Origin of the sequence: Streptomyces sp. R44 (assembly GCF_041053105.1) — a bacterium.
Classification (GTDB): Bacteria; Actinomycetota; Actinomycetes; order Streptomycetales; family Streptomycetaceae; genus Streptomyces.
Window position 1 is genome coordinate 3,795,961 of the sequence record NZ_CP163444.1, and the last position, 20,515, is coordinate 3,816,475.

At 71.0% G+C, this 20,515-nt stretch carries 23 protein-coding genes; 12 read left to right on the forward strand and 11 right to left on the reverse strand.

Features of this window, described 5'->3' with window-relative positions; genetic code table 11:
• Positions 1 to 2: 2 nt before the first annotated feature.
• From AB5J54_RS17465 to hemL, 4 genes are all read right to left on the reverse strand, one after another.
• Entirely contained in the window at positions 3 to 620 is a 618-nt protein-coding gene (locus AB5J54_RS17465) for a TlpA family protein disulfide reductase (protein WP_369144838.1), read from the reverse strand.
• A gap of 77 nt (positions 621 to 697) precedes the next feature.
• Positions 698 to 1,978: a hypothetical protein gene (locus AB5J54_RS17470; protein ID WP_369149372.1), complete on the reverse strand. Its 1,281-nt coding sequence runs from the start codon at positions 1,976 to 1,978 to the stop codon at positions 698 to 700.
• 331 nt (positions 1,979 to 2,309) lie between these two features.
• Complete coding sequence (locus tag AB5J54_RS17475) at positions 2,310 to 3,002, reverse strand: histidine phosphatase family protein (protein WP_369144839.1); 693 nt, start codon at positions 3,000 to 3,002, stop codon at positions 2,310 to 2,312.
• Entirely contained in the window at positions 2,999 to 4,345 is a 1,347-nt protein-coding gene (gene hemL / locus AB5J54_RS17480; protein ID WP_369149373.1) for a glutamate-1-semialdehyde 2,1-aminomutase, read from the reverse strand. Before hemL ends, AB5J54_RS17475 begins: the two co-directional genes overlap by 4 nt.
• Positions 4,346 to 4,576: 231 nt before the next feature.
• On the opposite strand from hemL, the gene AB5J54_RS17485 reads away from it, so the two are divergent.
• Complete coding sequence (locus tag AB5J54_RS17485; protein ID WP_369144840.1) at positions 4,577 to 5,179, forward strand: hypothetical protein; 603 nt, start codon at positions 4,577 to 4,579, stop codon at positions 5,177 to 5,179.
• A gap of 7 nt (positions 5,180 to 5,186) precedes the next feature.
• On the opposite strand, the gene AB5J54_RS17490 is transcribed toward AB5J54_RS17485, so the two are convergent.
• Complete coding sequence (locus tag AB5J54_RS17490) at positions 5,187 to 7,136, reverse strand: APC family permease (protein ID WP_369144841.1); 1,950 nt, start codon at positions 7,134 to 7,136, stop codon at positions 5,187 to 5,189.
• 106 nt (positions 7,137 to 7,242) lie between these two features.
• Between AB5J54_RS17490 and AB5J54_RS17495 the strand changes: the two genes are divergently transcribed.
• On the forward strand, positions 7,243 to 7,653 hold the full coding sequence (locus AB5J54_RS17495; protein WP_369149374.1) for a MerR family transcriptional regulator: 411 nt from the start codon (positions 7,243 to 7,245) through the stop codon (positions 7,651 to 7,653).
• A 16-nt stretch (positions 7,654 to 7,669) separates the two neighbouring features.
• On the opposite strand, the gene AB5J54_RS17500 is transcribed toward AB5J54_RS17495, so the two are convergent.
• Positions 7,670 to 8,500: an ABC transporter substrate-binding protein gene (locus AB5J54_RS17500; protein WP_369144842.1), complete on the reverse strand. Its 831-nt coding sequence runs from the start codon at positions 8,498 to 8,500 to the stop codon at positions 7,670 to 7,672.
• 255 nt (positions 8,501 to 8,755) lie between these two features.
• Between AB5J54_RS17500 and AB5J54_RS17505 the strand changes: the two genes are divergently transcribed.
• Positions 8,756 to 9,004: a hypothetical protein gene (locus AB5J54_RS17505; protein ID WP_369144843.1), complete on the forward strand. Its 249-nt coding sequence runs from the start codon at positions 8,756 to 8,758 to the stop codon at positions 9,002 to 9,004.
• 43 nt (positions 9,005 to 9,047) lie between these two features.
• Complete coding sequence (locus AB5J54_RS17510) at positions 9,048 to 9,563, forward strand: GNAT family N-acetyltransferase (protein ID WP_369144844.1); 516 nt, start codon at positions 9,048 to 9,050, stop codon at positions 9,561 to 9,563.
• On the opposite strand, the gene AB5J54_RS17515 is transcribed toward AB5J54_RS17510, so the two are convergent.
• The gene (locus AB5J54_RS17515) at positions 9,560 to 10,006 is read right to left on the reverse strand and encodes an N-acetyltransferase family protein (RefSeq protein ID WP_369144845.1); all 447 of its coding nucleotides are present in this window, start codon (positions 10,004 to 10,006) and stop codon (positions 9,560 to 9,562) included. The two genes, AB5J54_RS17510 and AB5J54_RS17515, sit on opposite strands and share 4 nt — an antisense overlap.
• A 116-nt stretch (positions 10,007 to 10,122) precedes the next feature.
• Between AB5J54_RS17515 and AB5J54_RS17520 the strand changes: the two genes are divergently transcribed.
• Both AB5J54_RS17520 and AB5J54_RS17525 read left to right on the forward strand, forming a co-directional pair.
• The gene (locus tag AB5J54_RS17520; protein WP_369144846.1) at positions 10,123 to 10,977 is read left to right on the forward strand and encodes an NAD(P)H-binding protein; all 855 of its coding nucleotides are present in this window, start codon (positions 10,123 to 10,125) and stop codon (positions 10,975 to 10,977) included.
• A 106-nt stretch (positions 10,978 to 11,083) separates the two neighbouring features.
• Entirely contained in the window at positions 11,084 to 11,824 is a 741-nt protein-coding gene (locus AB5J54_RS17525; RefSeq protein WP_369144847.1) for a Mut7-C RNAse domain-containing protein, read from the forward strand.
• A 38-nt stretch (positions 11,825 to 11,862) separates the two neighbouring features.
• On the opposite strand, the gene AB5J54_RS17530 is transcribed toward AB5J54_RS17525, so the two are convergent.
• Both AB5J54_RS17530 and AB5J54_RS17535 read right to left on the reverse strand, forming a co-directional pair.
• Complete coding sequence (locus AB5J54_RS17530) at positions 11,863 to 12,348, reverse strand: MarR family winged helix-turn-helix transcriptional regulator (RefSeq protein WP_369144848.1); 486 nt, start codon at positions 12,346 to 12,348, stop codon at positions 11,863 to 11,865.
• 53 nt (positions 12,349 to 12,401) lie between these two features.
• Complete coding sequence (locus AB5J54_RS17535; RefSeq protein ID WP_369144849.1) at positions 12,402 to 12,962, reverse strand: TetR family transcriptional regulator; 561 nt, start codon at positions 12,960 to 12,962, stop codon at positions 12,402 to 12,404.
• Between the two features lie 128 nt (positions 12,963 to 13,090).
• Here AB5J54_RS17535 and AB5J54_RS17540 point away from each other — a divergent pair, with 128 nt between their 5' ends.
• The gene (locus AB5J54_RS17540) at positions 13,091 to 14,512 is read left to right on the forward strand and encodes an FAD-dependent oxidoreductase (RefSeq protein WP_369144850.1); all 1,422 of its coding nucleotides are present in this window, start codon (positions 13,091 to 13,093) and stop codon (positions 14,510 to 14,512) included.
• Between the two features lie 14 nt (positions 14,513 to 14,526).
• On the opposite strand, the gene AB5J54_RS17545 is transcribed toward AB5J54_RS17540, so the two are convergent.
• Complete coding sequence (locus AB5J54_RS17545) at positions 14,527 to 14,988, reverse strand: hypothetical protein (RefSeq protein ID WP_369144851.1); 462 nt, start codon at positions 14,986 to 14,988, stop codon at positions 14,527 to 14,529.
• Between the two features lie 96 nt (positions 14,989 to 15,084).
• Between AB5J54_RS17545 and AB5J54_RS17550 the strand changes: the two genes are divergently transcribed.
• The 3 genes from AB5J54_RS17550 (at position 15,085) to AB5J54_RS17560 (ending at position 17,276) form a co-directional block, all read left to right on the forward strand.
• A complete protein-coding gene (locus AB5J54_RS17550) occupies positions 15,085 to 15,420 on the forward strand; it encodes a YnfA family protein (RefSeq protein ID WP_369144852.1) in 336 nt (111 codons plus the stop codon).
• Positions 15,421 to 15,484: 64 nt separating this feature from the next.
• Positions 15,485 to 16,249 carry an SDR family NAD(P)-dependent oxidoreductase gene (locus tag AB5J54_RS17555; RefSeq protein WP_369144853.1) on the forward strand — a complete coding sequence of 255 codons (765 nt, stop codon included), beginning with the start codon at positions 15,485 to 15,487 and terminating at the stop codon, positions 16,247 to 16,249.
• 142 nt (positions 16,250 to 16,391) lie between these two features.
• Entirely contained in the window at positions 16,392 to 17,276 is an 885-nt protein-coding gene (locus tag AB5J54_RS17560) for an LAGLIDADG family homing endonuclease (RefSeq protein ID WP_369144854.1), read from the forward strand.
• Between the two features lie 52 nt (positions 17,277 to 17,328).
• On the opposite strand, the gene AB5J54_RS17565 is transcribed toward AB5J54_RS17560, so the two are convergent.
• The gene (locus AB5J54_RS17565; RefSeq protein WP_369149375.1) at positions 17,329 to 18,522 is read right to left on the reverse strand and encodes an RtcB family protein; all 1,194 of its coding nucleotides are present in this window, start codon (positions 18,520 to 18,522) and stop codon (positions 17,329 to 17,331) included.
• 174 nt (positions 18,523 to 18,696) lie between these two features.
• Here AB5J54_RS17565 and AB5J54_RS17570 point away from each other — a divergent pair, with 174 nt between their 5' ends.
• The gene (locus AB5J54_RS17570; protein WP_369144855.1) at positions 18,697 to 19,590 is read left to right on the forward strand and encodes a DUF3558 domain-containing protein; all 894 of its coding nucleotides are present in this window, start codon (positions 18,697 to 18,699) and stop codon (positions 19,588 to 19,590) included.
• A gap of 79 nt (positions 19,591 to 19,669) precedes the next feature.
• A complete protein-coding gene (locus AB5J54_RS17575) occupies positions 19,670 to 20,413 on the forward strand; it encodes a DUF3558 domain-containing protein (protein WP_369144856.1) in 744 nt (247 codons plus the stop codon).
• The last annotated feature ends 102 nt before the right edge of the window (positions 20,414 to 20,515 follow it).

Below are 20,515 nucleotides of genomic sequence, written 5' to 3' on the forward strand. Positions count from 1 at the left end.
GCTCACTTCTCCTTGAGGAGAGGCTCGATCATCGACCGGAGCTTCTTCTCGTCGAGCGCCATGAGGGAGCGGGCGGCGATCTTGCCCTCCTTGTCGAGGACGACGGTGGAGGGGATCGCCTGCGGGTTCAGCGTGCCCTTGGGGAAGCCGAAGAGGATGAGCTTGCCCTGCGGGTCGTAGAGGCTCGGGTAGGGGATCCCGTAGTCCTCTTCGAAGGCGATCGCGGGCTGCTTGTTGGGGTCGCGGGTGTTGAGGCCGACGAACTCGACGTCCTGCCCCTTGAGGTCCTTGGCGACCTTCGCGAAGTGCTTGGCCTCGGCGCGGCAGGGGCTGCACCAGGAGCCCCAGACGTTGAGGACGACGACCTTGCCCTTGAGGTCGGCGACGTCGAGCCGCTTCCCTTCGAGGGTTTCGCCGGCGATGTCGTTCGGGGCCGTGCGCTCGCCCTTGGCGACGGTGGAGATGCCCCCCGTGTTGGTCACGAAGTTGGTCTGGCCACCGCCGCCGGACTTGCCGTTGTCGTCGCCGCCGCAGGCCGAGAGCGTGAGGGCGGCGGCGGACAGCATTCCGACGGCGACCAGGGTGCGCCGGGTGCGTCGTGGGGCACGGCTAAGGCTCATGTGAAAAGTTTCGCATGGGCGTTTGGGGGATCTTGGGCGCCCCCCTACGTGCCCGTAAAGCCCCTTGTCAAGATCGTCTAAGCGGTCGGGGTGGAAGAGGTGGCGGGGGAATCGGGCCTGAGGAAGGCATTCCATCCGCCGGCGGGCTGCTGACCCACCTCCAGGCTGCGCAGTTTCTCCAGGATCTTCGGGTCCTGGACGTCGAGCCAGTCCACGAACTGCTTGAAGGAGACGAGCCGTACGTCCTTCTTTCCGGCCATTCCCTTGAGCGCCTCTTCGACGGCGTCCATGTAGATGCCGCCGTTCCACTGCTCGAAGTGGTTGCCGATGAAGAAAGGCGCGCGATTCGACTCGTACGCGCGCGTGAAGCCGGAAAGGTACGCCTCGGCCGCCTGCTTGCGCCAGCCGGGATAGCGCGAGGGCATGCCCTTGGTCGTGTTCTTCGACTGGTTGGCGAGCATGTTGTAGTCCATGGACAGGACCTCGAAGGAGTGCCCGGGGAAGGGCACGGCCTGGAGCGGCAGGTCCCAGACGCCCTGGCGCTTGGTGGGCCACATCTGGCGGCCGCCGGGCGAGCTGGCGTCGTAGCGCCAGCCGAGGCGCTTGGCGGTGGGGAGCAGGTTGTCCTGGCCGAGGAGGCAGGGGGTGCGGCCGCCGACGAGCTCCTTGGAGTAGTCGAAGGGCAGCGGGTCGAGGTCGGTCCAGCCGCTGTTGGTCTTCCACTCGGTGACGAACTTCGTCGCCTGGTCGATCTCGCTCTGCCACTGGGCCGGGGTCCAGTTGCCGACGGAGCCGGAGCCGCCGCAGAAGTGTCCGTTGAAGTGGGTGCCGATCTCGTGGCCGTCGAGCCAGGCCTGCCGGACGTACTTCAGGGTCTCCTTGATGTGCCCGTCGGTGAGGTAGCCGATGTCGGAGGCGCCGACGCGGTTGTTCGGCGGGCGGTAGAGGTCCTTCTTGGACTCGGGGAGGAGGTAGATCCCGGAGAGGAAGAAGGTCATCGCCGCGTCGTTGTTCTTGGCGAGTTCGAGGAAGCGCGGGAAGAGGCCGTTGCCGACCTCGCCGGCGCCGTCCCAGGAGAAGATCACGAACTGGGGCGGGGTCTGGCCGGGTTCGAGCGGGACGGGGGCGTCGGGCTGGTGCGGCTGCTTGCCGGTGTCGGCCGTGGAACCGTCACCGATGAGGCGGGCGTCGTCCTTGGTGGGGGTGGGCGTGCCCGGGTCCGCCGAGACGTCACCCCCCTTGCCGGGCCCGGAACGTCCCGGCTTGTCCTGACCGGGGGTACTGCATGCGGCGAGCCCCATCGCCGCGGCGGCCCCAACGCCTGCCCCGAGCAGCCCCCTTCGACTGATCCCGCTGATCCCGCGCATGACATCCCCATTCGCGCTGACGTATGACCGAAACGTCATCCAAACCGACAATGAGTGAGATGCCGGGAGGAACACGGAGGTTCCGGGAAATCGCACAAAAATTTTAGGGCGACCGGATGACGTGAACATCATCATCCGATCGCCCTGAACTGTGGACCCCGGGTCCACCGCTGTCCAGTGGCCGGCGCGTGAGGGTTTGTCGAGTGGCCGGCGCGTGAGGGTTTGTCCCGTGGCCCGCGTGAGGGTTGCCCGGTGGCCGGCGCGAGAGGGTCTGCCCCGTGGCCGGCGCGAGAGGGTCTGTCCAGCGGCCGGCGCGTGAGGGTTACGCGCCGAAGGCCTTCGACTTCCCCTTCACCGGCTTCGCGCCCGCGAGCAGGTGCGCCGGGACCAGGTCCCGGGCCGGCTCGCTGTACCCGACCGAGACGATCTTGTCGCCGCGGTACGTGAACGAGGTCAGCGAGGCCAGCGTGCACTGCCGGCGCCGCGGGTCGTGCCAGAGCCGCCGCTTCTCCACGAAGCTGCGGACGATCCAGATCGGCAGCTGGTGGCTGACACAGACCGCCTCGTGCCCGCGGGCCGCGTCCTTCGCCGCGTCCAGGGCGCCCATCATGCGGACGACCTGCTCGACGTACGGCTCGCCCCAGGACGGCTGGAACGGGTTGGTGAGGTGCTTCCAGTTCGCCGGCTTGCGCAGCGCGCCGTCACCGACACCGAAGGTCTTGCCCTCGAAGACGTTCGCCGCCTCGATGAGCCGCCCGTCCGTGGCCAGATCCAGACCGTGCGCCTTGGCGATCGGCTCCGCCGTCTCCTGCGCCCGCTCCAGCGGGGAGGCCACGACGTGCGTGATGTCCCGGCCGGACAGGTGCTCGGCGACCCGGTCCGCCATCTGCCGGCCCAGCTCCGAGAGGTGGTAGCCGGCACGACGCCCGTACAGCACGCCGTCGGGGTTGTGGACCTCGCCGTGGCGCATCAGGTGGACGACGGTGAGTTTCTGGTCACGGGTGTTCTCGCTCATGCCGTGGCCTCCGCGGCGGCACGGGCCGCGGCCGGCAGGGCGGCGGCGATGCGCTCGATCGCCCGCTCGTCGTGCGCGGTCGACACGAACCAGGACTCGAACGCGGACGGCGGCAGGTACACGCCGTCGGCCAGCATCGAGTGGAAGAAGGCGTTGAAGCGGAACGCCTCCTGCTTCTTCGCGTCGTCGTAGTTCCGCACCTCGTCCTCGGTGAAGAACACCGAGAACATGTTGGAGGCGGTCTGCAGCCGGTGCGCCACGCCCTCATTGGCCAGCGCGCCCGTGACCAGGCCCTGGATCTCCTTCGAGACCGCGTTCACCTTGTCGTACGCGGCCTCGTCGAGCAGCCGCAGCTGCGCGAGGCCCGCGGCGGTCGCGACCGGGTTACCGGAGAGGGTGCCCGCCTGGTAGACCGGACCGGCCGGCGCCAGGTGCCCCATGACGTCCGCGCGGCCACCGAACGCGGCCGCCGGGAAGCCGCCGCCCATGACCTTGCCGAAGGTCATCAGGTCGGGCTTCACGCCGTCGACGCCGTACCAGCCGGCCCGGCTCGTACGGAAACCGGTCATCACCTCGTCGGAGATGTACAGCGCGCCGTTCTCCCGGCACAGGTCCGCGAGCCCCTGGTTGAAGCCCGCCACCGGCGGCACGACGCCCATGTTGCCCGGCGAGGCCTCGGTGATCACACAGGCGATCTCGCCCGGGTGCGCGGCGAACGCGGCCCGCACCGCGTCCAGGTCGTTGTACGGCAGCACGATCGTGTCGCCGGCCTGAGCGCCGGTCACACCGGGCGTGTCCGGGAGACCGAAGGTCGCCAGACCGGAACCGGCCGCGGCGAGCAGCGCGTCCACGTGCCCGTGGTAGCAGCCCGCGAACTTGACGACCTTCGCGCGCCCGGTGAAGCCGCGGGCGAGCCGGATCGCGGACATGGTCGCCTCGGTGCCCGAGGAGACCAGGCGCACCTGCTCGACCGGCTCGATCCGCGCGACGATCTCCTCGCCGAGCGCGACCTCGCCCTCGCCGGGCGTGCCGAAGGAGGTGCCACGGGCCACGGCGGCCTGCACGGCGGCGGTGACCTCGGGGTGCGCGTGGCCGAGGATCATCGGTCCCCACGAGCAGACCAGGTCGACGTACTCACGACCGTCCGCGTCGGTGAGGTACGGACCGGAACCGGACACCATGAACCGGGGCGTTCCGCCCACGGCCCGGAAGGCACGCACCGGTGAGTTCACGCCGCCGGGCGTCACGAGGGAAGCGCGGTCGAAAAGCGTCTGTGAGACTGGGGCTTCGTATGAATACGGCACTGTGATCCTGACCTGCGAGAACGACTTCGGGCACGACATCGGGAACGGAGGGACGGTGGTGAGCATCCTCTGTATTACGCCGGGGCGCTCGCCCTCCGCGTCTGCGAAACTGGGGCGTCATAGGGATGGCTCACGGAATCCATGGTGTCAGAGGCCACGGCGTTCTTGCGGACAGGTGTTTCACCGTACGAACGCGGGGGAGGTCACTGACACGATGATCGGGTTGCGCGGCGGGGTCGTGTTGCCGAGAAAAAGCAGTCGGGTGGAGATATGCATCGCGGTGGCGGACCGGGCGAGGGGACGGGCGACCTGGGTCCGGAGTCTGCCCGGCGGGGGAGGCACCGGCGCCGGCGTGCGGAGGAACCCACCTCGGCGGAGGGCCGGCCGAAGCCGGAGCCCGCTGCGGAGCCGCCCCCTGCGACCGGGGGCCGGAGCTTGGGGGTGACGTACAAGTACTTCGGCGCGCCCAACAGCGCCACGGCGGCGCAGGTCCCGATCTCGATGCGCCCCGAGGAGCTCGGCGGGGACGAGCTCGGCATGGGCGGCATGTTCACCAAGATCAAGCCCGAGACGATAGCGGCCATGGTCCTGACCGGCATCCAGGGCATGCCCCTGCACAAGGTGCCGCCGCTCGAGCTGGTGGTGCTGCACCCCGACTACGCGGTGGTGAAGCTGCCGATGACCGTGGTCGACCCGCTGCGCGGGATCGGCGAGGAGTCGGTCGGCGCGGCCGCCTTCATCTGGTCGACCGTCCCGGACCGCGGCGGCCCGCGCGACGCCTTCGACGTCTACCAGCTCCTCCACGAGTGGCAGGACTTCTCGGTCCGCCTCCACGAGGCGGGACACCAGCCGTACTGTCTGGTCTGGCCGTGACAGCCCCCTAGCGGGAGGACGCCTCCGCGCGCTCGGCGGCCAGCTCGCGGGCGGAGGCGAGCCGGTAGGGGACGTCGATGACCACGACGTTCTTCATGAACAGCAGACGGGTCTTGAGACGCAGCGCGCTCTGGTTGTGCAGCGGCTGCTCCCACCAGCGCCCCACCACGTACTCGGGGATGACCACCGAGATCACCGAGTCCGCCGTGCGCTCGGGCGCGTCGCGGATGTGCCGCAGGACGGGCTGGACGATCGAGCGGTACGGGGAGCTGAGCACCCTCAGCGGTACGTCGATGCCGTGCGCCTCCCAGGTCGCGCGGAGCACCTCCACCTCCGCCGGGTCCTCGGCGACGGTGACGGCGGTGAGCGAGTCGGGGCGCAGGGTCTTCGCGTACGACAGCGCCCGCAGGCTCGGCGCGTTGACGGAGGCCACCAGGACGAGGACGTGGTTCTCGGCGAGGGTGTGCGGCCGGTCGCCGGGGGCGACGGCGACCTCGGCGGCGACGGTGTCGTAGTGCCGCCGCACCCCCTTCATCCCGGCGTAGAGGACGGGCATCGCGATGACGACCAGCCAGGCGCCGTGGGTGAACTTGGTGATGAGGACGATGACGAGGACGACCGCCGTCAGACAGGCTCCGAAGGCGTTGATCGCGAGCCGGCGCCGGATGTTGTGACGGTCGGCGGCCCCGGCGGGGGTGGCGAGTTCTCGCCTCCAGTGCTTGACCATGCCGGCCTGGGAAAGGGTGAAGGAGACGAAGACGCCGATGATGTACAGCTGGATGAGGCGGGTCAGCTGCGCGTCGAAGGCCACGATCAGGGCGATCGCGGCGAGCGCGAGGAGGACGATGCCGTTGGAGTAGACGAGCCGGTCGCCGCGGTGGACGAGCTGCCGGGGCGCGTAGCGGTCCCGGCCGAGGACCGAGGCGAGCATCGGGAAGCCGTTGAAGGCGGTGTTGGCCGCCAGGACCAGGACGCCCGCGGTGACGGCCTGGAGCGCGTAGAAGAGGACGTGCCAGTCGCCGAAGGTGGCCCGGCCGATCTGCGCCAGCGCGGTGGACATCGGGGTGCCGGGAGGCAGACCGAGCTCGGTGGGGTCCTCCGCGACGTGGACCTCGTAGACCATGGCGAGCACCGTGATCCCGAAGAACATGGTCGCGGAGAGCGCGCCCATGATCGCCAGCGTCATGGCGGCGTTGCGGCTCTTCGGCTTGGCGAACGCCGGTACGCCGTTGCTGACGGCCTCGACGCCGGTCAGCGCGGTGCAGCCGGAGGCGAAGGCCCGCAGGGCGAGCAGCACGAGCGCGATCCCCGAGTAGGTGGAGACCTTGTCCACGGGCAGGGCCGCGGACTCGGCGCGGATCGTCGCGCCCGTCGCCATGCGTACGGCCGCCACGGCGAACATCAGGTAGATGACGGCGATGAAGGCGTAGGTGGGGACGGCGAACCAGCGCCCCGACTCGCGGACCCCGCGCAGGTTCATCCAGGCGAGGAGCGCGACGAAGAACACCGACATGGCCACGGCGTGCCCGTCGAGCGAGGGGGCGGCGGAGGTGATGGCCGCGACCCCGGAGACGACGGAGACGGCGACGGTCATCACGTAGTCGATGAGCAGCGCGGAGGCGGCGGTGAGCGCCGCCCGCTGCCCGAGGTTCTCGGCGGAGACCACATAGGCCCCGCCGCCGCCCGGGTAGGCGTAGCAGGTCTGCCGGTACGAGGCGACGACGACCAGGAGCAGGACGACGATGCCGACCGCCGCGTACCAGGCCAGATGGAGCACGGCGAGGCCGCCGAGCGCCAGGACGAGGAGGATCTCCTCGGTGGCGTAGGCGACCGAGGAGAGCGGGTCGCTGCAGAAGACCGGGAGGGCGACCCGCTTGGGCAGCAGGGTCTCCCCGAGCAGTCCGCTGTCCAACGGACGACCTACCAGCAGGCGTTTCGCCGCACTTCCAGCTCTCATAAGTGCTGAAGTTAGGACGAATGGTATGTAATGCGCGGAAGCCGCGCCCTGTGGGTTGCCCGTACGTCCCCGACGAGGAAGGACCTGACGCGTGAGCGGAGTACGCATGACCGGCCGGCCGATGCAGATCGGCGAGGTCGCCGCACGGACCGAGCTGTCGCTGCGGACCATCAGGCAGTACGAGGACAGCGGCCTGGTCGTACCGTCCGCGGCCTCGCCGGGCGGCTTCCCCCTCTACACGGACGCGGACGTGTCCCGGCTGATGGTGGTCCGGCGGATGAAGCCGCTCGGTTTCACCCTCGACGAGACCCGCGAACTCCTCACGGCCGTGGACCGGCTGGCCGACGACCGCCCGGGCACGGCCACCGAGCTCGAACCGGACGAGCGGGCGGCACTGGTGGCCCGTGTCCGCCGCTACGAGACGGCGGCGGCGGAACGGGTCGCCGCACTGCGGGCCCAGCTCGCCCGCGCGGAGGAGTTCGCGGACTCGCTCCGCACCAGCCTCGGCGCGGCTTAGCCCGGCACCTCACGGCTCAGGTCAGCGCCTCCGCGAGAACGCGGAAGAACCGGGCGTAGGCGGCGGGGCTGGGCGGGGTCTCCGGGCTCCAGGGCGTCAGACGGACCCCGGCGGGGAGCTCGTACGGCGGCGTCGCGTGCTCCCGCTCGTCGAAGAGGACCAGACCGGGGCGGAGCTCGGCGGCCCGGGCCCAGTCACCGCTGAGCCAGTTGGCGCCGGGCCCGGGGCCGGGGTCGAGCAGCCGGACGCCGAGACCGGCGAGGTGTGCCAGCTCGGGCCAGGCCTGCGGACGGGCCAGGTGCACCTGCTCGGGCCCGGCCCCGGAGAGCGCGAGGACGTCGAGCCCGGACCGGGCGGCGACGCCCCGGAGGGCTGCCTCGGCGGCGGCGAGCTCGGCCTTCCGGTCCTCCACGGGCTCCGCCCCGAGCGTGGCGGCCAGCGCCGCGAAACGCCCCAGGATGGCCGGCAGGGCGAGCTCGTTGCCCACGGACAGCGCGACGAGCGGAACCCCGAGCCGCTCGGCGAGGGCCTCGTCGAGCGCGTACGGGCTCTTGCCGTCGTAGGTCACGTCGACGATCACGTCGGGGCGCAGCTCCCGCAGCGGCCCCTCGTCCAGCGCGCGCCCCGGCCCGACGTACGGCACCCCGGCCTCCGCGAGCCCGCCCGCCTTGGCCGGATCGAGCCCCTCGCCGTCGTGCCCGGAGCCGTACACCGCGACGGGCGTCACCCCCAGGTCGAGCAGCGCCGCACCGGCCCGCGCGTACGCGACCACCCGCAGCGGCACGCGGGCCGCCCCCAGCTCCGTGCCCCTGTCGTCCGTGAATCCCCATGCCTGTGCTCCGGACATGCGGCTGCTCCCTCCCCGGCCGGAATCTCCCTCGCCCGTCACCTTGGAGGGGTTCCGGGGCCCGCACAAGAGGGCCTCCGAGGCGGCGCGGTCCGGGACTTCGGTCCCGGATCCCCCTGCCGAAAGACCCCCAGGGTGGTGTTAACTGAACGGGTCGGGAGGAAGCAGCAGGAATCGCCAGTGCCGTCGTGCACGCGCGCGCCACCTGCCGGGGCGCGCCGGGTACGGGCGGCCCTCACGCCCGTGGAGTGAGCCATGTCCTTGCCCGGCCAGTTCTCGGACCCCCGTGTGATCACTCTCTTCGGCCTGCTCGCCGTCTCGACGGTGGCGTGGCTGGCGCTGAGCCTGCGCGCCCGGGCCGCCGCCCGCCACGAGCGGGCGGGCACTCCGCTGGAGCGGGTCTGGCACCCGCAGGAGTCGGTGGAGCTGACGCCGGCGGAGGAGCACGCCTTCGACCAGGTCGTCTCCCGGCTCTCCCCGGGCCGGCCGGGCCGCCTGCGCTGACGGCGTCCGGGGCACTGTCAGTGCCCCCGCGTACGGTACGGACATGACCGACGACACATCACGGGTACGGCTCGACCGCTGGTCCGAGGGGGACGCGGGTCTGCTGCGCGCCCTGAACGCACCGGAGCTGACGGGGCACCTCGGCGGCCCGGAGACCGAGGAGCAGCTCGTGCGGCGGCACCGGCGGTACGTGGACCTGAGCGCCGACGACACGGGCGCGGGGCGCATGTTCCGGATCGTGCTGCTGCCGGAGGAGGCCGTCGTGGGCAGCATCGGCTTCTGGGCGCAGACCTGGGACGGCGAGCCGGTGTACGAGACGGGGTGGGCGGTGCTGCCGGGCTTCCAGGGCCGCGGCGTGGCGACGTCCGCCACGCGCGCGGTGATCGCCGAGGCCCGGGCCGCGGGGCTGCACCGCCGGCTGCACGCCTTCCCGTCGGCGGACAACGCCGCGTCGAACGCGGTGTGCCGCAAGGTCGGTTTCGAGCTGCTGGGCGAGCGGGACTTCGAGTACCCGCCGGGGCGCCCGATGCGCTGCAACGACTGGCGCTACGACCTCTAGGAGGCGTCCGGGCCGGGGAGCGGCCGGGTGAAGTGGAAGGCCACGATGTCGAAGCGCTCGCGCAGGTAGAAGCGGTGGGCGCCGGTGCGGTGGGTGCCGGAGTCCAGATTGAGCTCGTGGCAGCCGGCCGCGCGGGCGTGGCCGTCCAGGTGGGCGATGAGCGCGTGCCCGACGCCGGTGGACCGTTCGGCGGCGGCGGTCACCAGGTCGTCGACGTAGAGCTTGCGCAGGGAGCTGGTGTTGTTGATGATCCGCCACCCGGCCGCGCCGACGCAGCGGCCGTCGTCCGTGTAGGCGGCACTGAACCGCAGCCCTTCGGGGTGCCCGGCCTCGTAGACCTCGCGGAAGAGCTCCGGGGTGAGGTGGGGGCGGAGCTCGGAGAGAACCGGCAGGAGCTCGCTCTCGAGGCGGGGGTCGCCGGGCGCGAGGTCGATGATCTTCATGCGGGGACGGTACCCCAGGTTTTTTCAGGGTTGACGGGCAGCGGGGAGTCACGGATATTTATCTGCACAGCGCAGTCGATGCGCAACGCAGCAACTATCCATGGGAGGGACTCCTCATGACCGTTCTCGTCACCGGCAGCCGCGGCCGCGTCGCTTCGACCCTGCTCGGCCTGCTGGACGCCGCGGGCGTCGAGGCCAGGGCCGGCTCCAAGAACCCCGCGGACCTGTCCCCACCACCGGGCGTGGACACCGTGCACTGCGACCTCGGCGACCCGGCGACCTTCGACACCGCGCTGAAGGGCGTCGACTCGGTCTTCCTGTACGCCGAGGCCGCGCACCTCGGCACGTTCGCCGACCGGGCCCGCGCGGCCGGCGTCGAGCACATCGCCCTGCTCTCCTCCAGCTCCGTCCTCGCGCCGGACGCCGCCGAGAACCCGATCGCGGCGTCCCACCTCGCGGCCGAGCGCGCCCTGTCGGCCGCCGCGGCATCGGGCGCCTTCGAGGCCACACACCTCCAGCCGGGCGCCTTCGCGACCAACGCCCTGCAGTGGGCGGGGGCATTGAAGGAGGGCCACGTCCCGGCGCTGCCGTACCCGCACGCCCACAGCGACCCGATCCACGAGCGCGATGTCGCCGAGGCCGCCTTCGCTGCCCTCACCGAGCCCCGCCTGCGCGGCTCGTCGTACCTGCTGACGGGCCCGGAGTCACTGGACTTCACGGAGCAGCTGGCGATCCTGGCGGAGGTGACGGGCCGCCCGGCGCGGTACACGACGGTGACCCCGAAGGAGTGGAAGAAGTCGGTGGCGCCCTTCATCCCGGAGCGGTTCGCGGACGCCCTCCTCTCCTACTGGTCGTCCCACGACGGCCGCCCGACCCCCCTGACGAACACGATCGAGGACCTCACGGGCCACCCCGCCCGCACGTTCACCACCTGGGCGGAGGACCACGCGGAGGAGTTCCGCCCCGCCTGAACCCGCACCACCTGCACCGAGCCGGCGGTGCGGGCACGCACACGAGCACGACGGGGGGACCGAATTCCCTGGCGACCCCCGACCCCCCGATGACATCCTGGTCCCCGTGAACGGACCGGAGATCCAGATCAGCTTCGCCCCCGCCCTGCACCTCTTCGTCCCGGCGGAGCGCCGCGCGGGCCGGACCCCCCTGACCACCGACGGCACGTCCTCGCTCGGCCACGTCGTGGAGTCACTGGGAGTGCCGCTCACGGAGACCGGCCGGCTCCTGGTCGACGGTCGCCCCGTGGACACCTCGCACGTCCCCGCCGCGGGCGAGACCGTCGAGGTGGAGGACGTCGTCCGCCCGCAGCCGGCACGGCCCGGCGCACCGCTCCGGTTCCTGCTCGACGTGCACCTCGGCACCCTGGCCCGGCGACTGCGCCTGCTCGGTGTGGACGCGGCGTACGAGAGCGAGGACATCGGCGACCCGGCCCTCGCCGCACTCTCCGCGAGCGAGCGGCGCGTGATGCTGTCGCGGGACCGGGGCCTGCTGCGCCGCCGGGAGCTGTGGGCGGGGGCCTACGTCTACAGCGACCGCCCGGAGGACCAGCTCCGCGACGTACTGGAGCGGTTCGCGCCGCCGCTCGCGCCGTGGACGCGCTGCACGGCGTGCAACGGGGAGCTGAGCGACGCCGACAAGGACACGGTGCGCGAGCAGCTGGAGCAGGGCACGGAGAAGACGTACGACGTGTTCGCGCAGTGCGTGGAATGCGGCAGGGTCTACTGGCGCGGCGCCCACCACGCCCGCCTGGAGGCGATCGTCTCGGACGCGGTACGGGAGTTCGGCGAGCCGGCGGCCCGCTGAGGGACCACCGGCCCAGCCCGCCCGGCCCCGGCACCAGGTCAGTCCAGGTCGCCGCCCCGCAGCCGCTCGATCTGCGCGGCGCTGACCTCGACGGTGCGCCGCATGTGGGCGATGAGCAGGGCGAGCTCGGCGTCGCTGTACACGCCGAACATCGTGCCCCAGGTGCTGTTGAGCTTCCGCCAGAGCGTGCCGAGCTCGGCCATCCGCTCGGGGACGAGCGAGACGAGCACCCGGCGCCGGTCCTCGGTGGAGCGCTCGCGGGTCACGTAACCGGAGCGTTCGAGCCGGTCGACGAGCCGGGTCGCGGAGCCGGTGGTGAGCCCGGTCAGCTCGGCGACCCGCCCGGTGGTGACCGGCCCCTCCTCCAGGCTGAGGAGGTTCAGGCACTGCACATCGGTCGGGTGGAGCCCGAGGTGGTCGGCGACGGCCTGGTTGAACAGGGCGTAGGCGGCCATGTAGCGGCGGGCCTCCCCGTACAGCTCGGTCATGAGCGCCTCGCGCCGGACGGAACTCTTCTGCGTCATGCAGAGATTGTACGGTTCAGGCACCGTCCGGTCACGCCCCGGTCCCGGACGGCTCAGGGCGTCTCGGCGGTCAGATAGCGCTGCACGGTGGGGCCCAGCCAGGCGACGACGTCCTCGGTGGACATCTCGACGGCCGGCGGCAGGCGCAGCACATAGCGGGCGAAGGCCATGCCGAGGATCTGGGAGGCGACGAGCGCCGCGCGGCGCGGGGCGTCCGCCGGGTCGGGGCAGACACCCCGGGCGATCGGCCCGACCTGCTGGGCGAAGATCTCCTGCATGCGCGCGGCCCCGGCCTCGTTGGTGACGCCGACCCGCAGCATCGCGGTGAGGATCTCGTCGCGCTCCCAGCGCTCCAGGAAGTGCGTGACCAGGACGGCCCCGATGTGCCGCGCGGGCAGGGCGGCCAGATCGGGCAGGCCGATCTCGACCTCGGAGGCGGCGGCGAAGAGCCCCTCCTTGTTGCCGTAGTAGCGCATCACCATCGACGGGTCGATCCCGGCGTCGCGGGCGATGGCCCGGATGGTGGCGCGCTCGTACCCGTCGGAGGCGAAGCGCTCGCGGGCGGCCTCCAGGATGGCGGCCCGGGTGGCGTCGGAGCGGCGGACGGTCGTCATATCAACAACTGTAGGCCAACAAGCGTTGACACGCCATGCGGACCGGCCTACCTTTACCAACAAGCGTTGACCAACAAGCGTTGACCAACACCTGTGGGCAAACGATCGCGGGCACCCCGGAGGCAGCCATGAGCACCAGCACCACGGACACCGACGTACTCGTCATCGGCGCGGGCCCCACCGGCCTCCTGCTCGCCGGCGACCTCGCCGCCGCCGGCATCGACGTCACCCTCGTCGAGCGCCGCCCCCACGGCCTCGGCAACATGACCCGGGCCTTCGGCGTCCACGCCCGCACCCTGGAGCAGCTCGACGCCCGCGGCCTCGCGGACGAACTCCTCACCACCGGCACCACCCTCACCACGGCCCGGCTCTTCGGCCGCCTCGACCTGGACCTGAGCCGCCTGCCCAGCCGCTTCAACCACCTCCTCGTCACCCCGCAGTACGAGGTCGAGCGCCTCCTGGAGCGCCGGGCCGTCGCCGCGGGCGTCACCTTCCGGTACGGGACGGAACTGCGCGGACTGCGCCAGGACGCCACCGGCGTCACCGCGGAGCTCACCGACCCCGACGGCACCCCCCTCACCGTCCGCACCCAGTACCTGGTCGGCACGGACGGCCACCGCAGCGCGGTCCGCACCGCCCTCGGCCTGCCGTTCCCCGGCCACTCCGTGATCCGCTCCATCGTCCTCGCCGACGTCCGCCTCACCGAGCCGCCCGCCGACGCGTTCAGCGTCCGCGGCTCCGGAGACAGCTTCGCCTTCCTCGCCCCCTTCGGCGACGGCTGGTACCGCGTCATGGGCTGGACCCGCACCCGCCAGGTCGCCGACACCGAACCCGTCGACCTCGACGAGATCCGCGAGATCGCCCGCAAAGCCCTCGGCACCGACCACGGCATGCACGACCCCCGCTGGATCTCCCGCTTCCACAGCGACGAGCGCCAGGCCCCCGCCTACCGCGTCGGCCGCGCCTTCCTCGCCGGAGACGCCGCCCACGTCCACTCCCCCGCCGGCGGCCAGGGCATGAACACCGGCCTCCAGGACGCCGCCAACCTCTCCTGGAAGCTCACCGCCGCACTCCGCGGCGAGGCACCCGACCCCGAGGCCCTCCTCGACAGCTACCAGGCCGAGCGCCACCCCGTCGGCGCCATGGTGCTCCGCAGCAGCGGCGCCATCGTCCGCCTCGCGATGGCCCACACCCCGCTCACCCGCGCCGCCCGCTCCCTCGCCGCCCGCTTCCTGAACGCGGTCCGGCCCGCCTCCGCCCGCGCCATGGGCATGCTCAGCGGCATCGGCATCTCCTACGCCCCCGCACCGGGCGCCGGGCGCCCCTCCGGCCGCCGCGCCCCGGACGTCCAGCTGCGCGAAGGACGACTCTACGAACTGCTCCGCCAGGGCGAGTTCGTCCTGATCGCCCCTGAGGGAGCGAGCCCGACACTGCCGACGACCGCCCCCGTCACCCCGAAGCACCTGGTACGAGCCACCTGGACGGACCCGACGAAGCGGGCAGCCGTCCTGATCCGCCCGGACGCCTACGTCCACTGGACCAGCGTCTGACCCACCCGCACGCCTCAGAAGACGTAGGGATCCCCGGTGGCGAGCACCAGCACGCGATGCCGGTCGTTCCGCGGATTGCGGTCGGCGACCCCGTCCCGCCAGACCGTGGCGATCTCGACCGTCATCTCGTCCGGCAGGGCCGCGGTCCGCAGGTCGAGCGCCAGCTCACCGGAGCCCCCCGCGGCCCGCAGCGCGCCCGTCCGGCAGGACACCACCCGGTCACTGCTCCACAGACAGGCCGGCGGCAGCTCCTGCCCGCCGGCCATCGGCGCGGAGAAGGCGAGCCGGACCGTCGCCTGGGAGACATCGGAGGGCCCGTGGTTCTCGCTGACCAGCCAGACACCGACCCGCCCGTCCCAGAGGGAGATCTGACCGTGATGGGACAGATCCGCCTCCCCCCGGGCGACCCGCCCCGCAGCACCGGCGGGCACACCGGCCCCCATCACCACCACGGCCGCGAGAACGACCCCGAACACACCCTTCCGCAATCCACACATAACCCCAAAATACCGACAGTCGATAACATCCCCTGACAACCCATCAGCCCGCGTGTCCCATGGCACGCTGCCCCCATGCTGATCGCCCGCTCCACCGCCCTGTTCGCCCTCGCCGCCCTCTTCGAGATCGGCGGCGCCTGGCTCGTCTGGCAAGGCGTCCGGGAACACCGGGGCTGGATCTGGATCGGCGCGGGAATCATCGCCCTCGGCATCTACGGCTTCGTCGCCACCCTCCAGCCCGACGCCGAATTCGGCCGCGTCCTCGCCGCCTACGGCGGAGTCTTCGTCGCCGGCTCCCTCGCCTGGGGCATGGCCGCCGACGGCTACCGCCCCGACCGCTGGGACGTCATCGGCGCCCTCGTCTGCCTCACCGGCATGGCCGTGATCATGTACGCCCCGCGAGGGCGCTGACGCGCCCCGCCTATCCTGACCGGGCGATCCACCCGCAATCGACCACACGCGCGAGGAGCACGTCATGACTGCCGCCGGCACCCCCATCGCCGTCATCACCGGAGCGAGCAGCGGAATCGGCGCCGCCACCGCCCGGCAGCTGGCCGCCGCCGGCTACCGAGTGGTCCTCACCGCCCGCCGCAAGGACCGCATCGAGGCCCTCGCCGCCGAGATCAACGAAGCCGGCCACCAGGCCACCGCCTACGCCCTCGACGTCACCGACCGCGCCGCCGTCGACGACTTCGCCACGGCCTTCCGCACCCTCGCCGTCCTCGTCAACAACGCCGGCGGCGCCCTCGGCGCCGACCCCGTCGCCACCGGCGACCCCGAGGACTGGCGCCAGATGTACGAGGTCAACGTCCTCGGCACCCTCCACATGACCCAGGCCCTGCTCCCGGCCCTCACCGCGAGCGGCGACGGCACGGTGGTCGTCCTCTCCTCCACCGCCGGCCACTCCACCTACGAGGGCGGCGCCGGCTACGTCGCCGCCAAGAACGGCGCCCGCGTCCTCGCCGAAACCCTCCGCCTGGAGATCGTCGGCACCCCGGTCCGCGTCATCGAGATCGCCCCCGGCATGGTCAAGACCGACGAGTTCGCCACCACGCGCTTCCGCGGCGACACGGACAAGGCGGCCAAGGTCTACGCCGGCGTCGCCGAACCCCTCACCGCCGACGACGTCGCCGACACCATCACCTGGGCCTGCACCCGCCCCCCGCACGTCAACATCGACCTCCTGGTCGTCCGCCCCCGAGCCCAGGCCTCCAACACGAAGGTCCACCGCGAACTCTGACACGTCAGGGTGAATCCCCTCGATCACCCACACGCCACCCGAAGACGCGCCCTAACGTCGAAAACAACTCCATACAGAACGGCCCCCGGCAGGGATTGCAGTCCCAGCCGAGGGCCTCACCAGCAGGAAGAGACGACTTCCCATGGCTGAACAGGACCCTAGCGCGCCCGCACTGTTCGACATCAGCGCACTGACACCCACCGCGCCGTCCTTCATGGACCTCAAGGACCCCGAGTACGCCTACATGTACGGCTTCCTCCAGGCCGACGGCCACCTCAGCCAAGGCACACGGGACCGGGGACGACTGGCCGTCGAGATCAACATCCGGGACATCTCCATCCTCCGCGAGTTCCAGCGACTCACCCCGTACAACAGCAGCATCACCGAACGCGTCAGGGCCACGAACTTCTCCGTGGAACACCACTCGGCGACCTGGTCTCTGTGCGCACTGGAAGCACGCACGCTACTCAACGAGCTCGGGCTTCCCTACGGCAAGAAGTCGACGAAGATCAAGCCGCCCCGTTTCGAGTTCTCCCGCCGCGACTACCTGCGGGGCGTGATCGACGCGGACGGCTCAGTCGGGTACACGGGACAGGGCCTCCCGTTCATCTCACTGACCACGTCCAGCACGGCAGTCGGTGCCTACCTCTGCCACTACGCGAAGAAGGTCACCGGCACAGAACGGCGAATCAGCCGGAACGCACGGGACGGGGTCTACAACATCGTGTACCTGAAGGAAGCGGCCATCACGCTGGCAGAACACCTCTACTACCCCGGCTGCCTCGCCTTGCAGCGAAAATTGGACGCCGCCGCGTCGCTGTCGTCCTGGGTGCGCCCTGCGGCGATGCGTGTCAGGCCACCAGGACGCCGGTGGAACGCCCGAGAGGACCGCATCCTCCTCGCTCACGGCAATGCTGCATCGGCCGCCGAAGAGCTGGGCCGGACCGAGCAGAGCTGCTCGCTGCGTCTGTGGCGGCTGAAGACGGGACGTGTCCCCATGCCGCCTCAGGCGCCCGAGCTCCCCTGACCGCAGACGGTGGGCCCTGGCGCACACGCCAGGGCCCACCGTCATGCCGCTCTCAGCCCTTCACACAGATGAACTGCTTCAGCTTGGCGACCACCTCGACCAGGTCCCTCTGCTGCTCCATCACCTGCTCGATCGGCTTGTACGCGCCCGGGATCTCGTCCACGACGCCCGAGTCCTTACGGCACTCCACGCCCCGTGTCTGCTCCTCCAGGTCCCGCACCGTGAAGCGCCGCTTCGCCGCGCTCCGGCTCATCCTGCGCCCCGCGCCGTGCGAGGCGGAATTGAAGGCCTTCTCGTTGCCGAGCCCCTTCACGATGTACGAGCTGGTGCCCATCGAGCCGGGGATGATCCCGAAGTCGCCACGGCCGGCACGGATCGCGCCCTTGCGGGTGACCAGGAGGTCCATACCCTCGTACTGCTCCTCCGCCACGTAGTTGTGATGGCAGGAGATCTCGGTCTCGAAGGTCACCTTCGCCTTCCGGAACTCCCTGCGGATCACTTCCTTCAGGAGCGCCATCATGATCGCGCGGTTGTACTTCGCGTACTCCTGCGCCCAGTACAGATCGTTCCGGTAGTCCGCCATCTGCGGAGTGTCCGAGACGAACACCGCCAGGTCGCGGTCGACCAGCCCTTGATTGTGGGGCAGCTTCTGAGCCACACCGATGTGGTGCTCGGCGAGCTCCTTGCCGATGTTCCGGGACCCGGAGTGCAGCATCAGCCAGACCGAACCTGACTCATCGAGACAGACTTCGATCATGTGATTGCCACTTCCGAGCGTTCCCATCTGCTGACTTGCACGTTCGCGACGGAACTTGACCGCTTCGGCGACGTCGTCGAACCGCGACCAGAAGTCCTCCCACCCCGCCGTCGGGAACTGGTACAGCCGCTTCGGGTCCACCGCCTCGCGGTGCAGGCCCCGGCCCACCGGGATCGCCTGCTCGATCTTCGAGCGGAGGCGGGACAGGTCGCCCGGCAGGTCGTTGGCCGTCAGGGACGTCTTGACCGCCGACATCCCACAGCCGATGTCCACACCGACCGCCGCCGGACACACCGCACCCCGCATCGCGATCACCGAACCGACCGTCGCGCCCTTGCCGTAATGCACGTCCGGCATCACGGCCAGGCCCTTGATCCACGGCAGCGTCGCCACGTTCTGCAGCTGCTGCATGGCGCCGCCCTCCACCGAGGCAGGGTCGGCCCACATCCTGATCGGTACTTTCGCGCCCGGTACCTCTACATACGACATACTTCCTCGATTCCCCCGAAAAGTCTGATAACGCAAAAACTGGAGCCAAAGCCCGTACAGGTGACAGCGGACCGGCATCAACAGCTGCGTGTGCGATAGACATTGTGTCCACCGGCCGGGTTCGCGCGGCAAACAGTTTTCGGGAACGACTTCGGGTGAAGGGAGCCTGGGACCGTGCAGCGAAAGAGGTACGCACCCGGCCGCACCGGGTCCACGGCGCGCACCGCCGTCGCCCTCGCACTCGGCCTCGGTCTGGGCGCCGGCCTGACCGCCTGCTCGGCCGGCGCCCCCGCCGACGACATCGCCGTCGACGCCAAGGCCGGCCCCGCCGCCGCCCCCGTCGCACCCCCCGGCCGCTACCGCACCCTCTTCGAGCCCTGCGGCGCCGTCCCGCAGGCCACGCTCAAGGATCTGCTGCCGGGCGCCGCCGCGCTGCCCGACGGGGAGCGCGAGAAGGCGTACCGGGGCGTCGCGGCCGTCACGTACGACACGGACCGGCGCGTCGGCTGCTCGTGGAAGGCGGACACCCCGGACGTCTCGCACCGGCTCACCCTGGACATCGAGCGGGTGGTCTCGTACGACGCGGCCGTCAGCGACGACAACCGGGCGCAGGAGGTGTACGTCCGCAAGCAGCTCGCGGCGGGCATCCCGGTGCCGCCCACGGCCGCGCCCACCCCGACGGAAACCCCCACGGGAACACCCACGGGAACCCCGACAGGAGCGCCCGCGGGGACGCCGGGAGCCCCCTCCGCCACGGGCAAGCCCACCGCGGCCACCACCCCGGCGGGCACGCCGCCCACCGGCTCCCCCGACCCGGAGACGACCGGTCTGGAGCCCCGCGTCCTCGAAGGTCTCGGGGACGTCGCGTACGTCGACGACGTGCTGAGCACGGTCGGTGCGAGCAGTCATCAGCGTGCCGTGAGCGTGGTGTTCCGCACATCGAACGTGATCGTGACGGTCTCCTACCGGGAGCAGACCACGGGTTCGACCGAGGCCCCGGACAGCGCGGAACTGCAGGAAAAGGCCCGGAATCTGGCCCGGCAGCTCGCGGAGCGGCTTGAGGAGTAGCCGTTCGCATCCGCTCCGTGAGCGGAGGGTGAGCACGTAACGTGTCGGCCGGACCGTACGACAAGCGACTGAAGGAACCATGCAGCGATCAGCTCAGCGAACGCGACTCTCCCGCATACTCGCCTGCGCCGCCGTCCCGGTGATGCTCGTCGCCGCGGGGTGCTCCTCGGACTCCGGCGACTCCGGCAAGAAGGAGGGCGGGGGGCAGGACAAGACGTCGGCGTCGGCGTCCGCGGCGCCTTCGGCGTCGCAGTCGACGAAGACGGTGGAGCCGGCGAGGTTCGCGAAGCTGCCCGAGGTCTGCAAGGCGATCTCCGCGAAGACGACGGCGGCGCTCGTGCCGAAGGCGAAGACGAAGAACGGCACGCCGGCTCCGTCCAGTGACCTGACCAGCCGTGGTGGCTGCTCGTGGAACGGTCTGGACGACAAGGGCGTGAAGGGTTCGCAGTACCGCTGGCTGGATGTGTCGTTCTACCGGTACGACTCCGACGCGGCGCTGGGCAGCGGTCAGGAGCGTGCGCAGGAGAACTTCGCGAAGGAGCTCGCGAAGGTCCAGGGGACCGAGGGCGCGAAGAACCTCCGTACGTTCGAGGCGTCGGGCGTCGGTGACGAGGCGAAGACGGTGACGTACCAGCTGCGGAAGACGGACGCGGACTTCGTGTACGCGTCGATCGTGGCGCGTACGGGCAATGTGCTGGTTCTGCTGTCGTACAACGGCGCGGGTTACGCGGGCGCGGCGAAGCCGTCGGACCGGACGATCGCGGAGGGTGCCCTGAGCGCGGCCAAGGAGGCGGTCGCGGCGGTCGCGGCGGCCAACAAGTAGTCACAAAACGTCACAGACGGATGTGTTCGTGCGGAGCCCGTCCCTCCCCCGGGGGCCGGGCTTCGCGCACATGTGCCAGTCTGTGCGCGCCGGATGTCGATT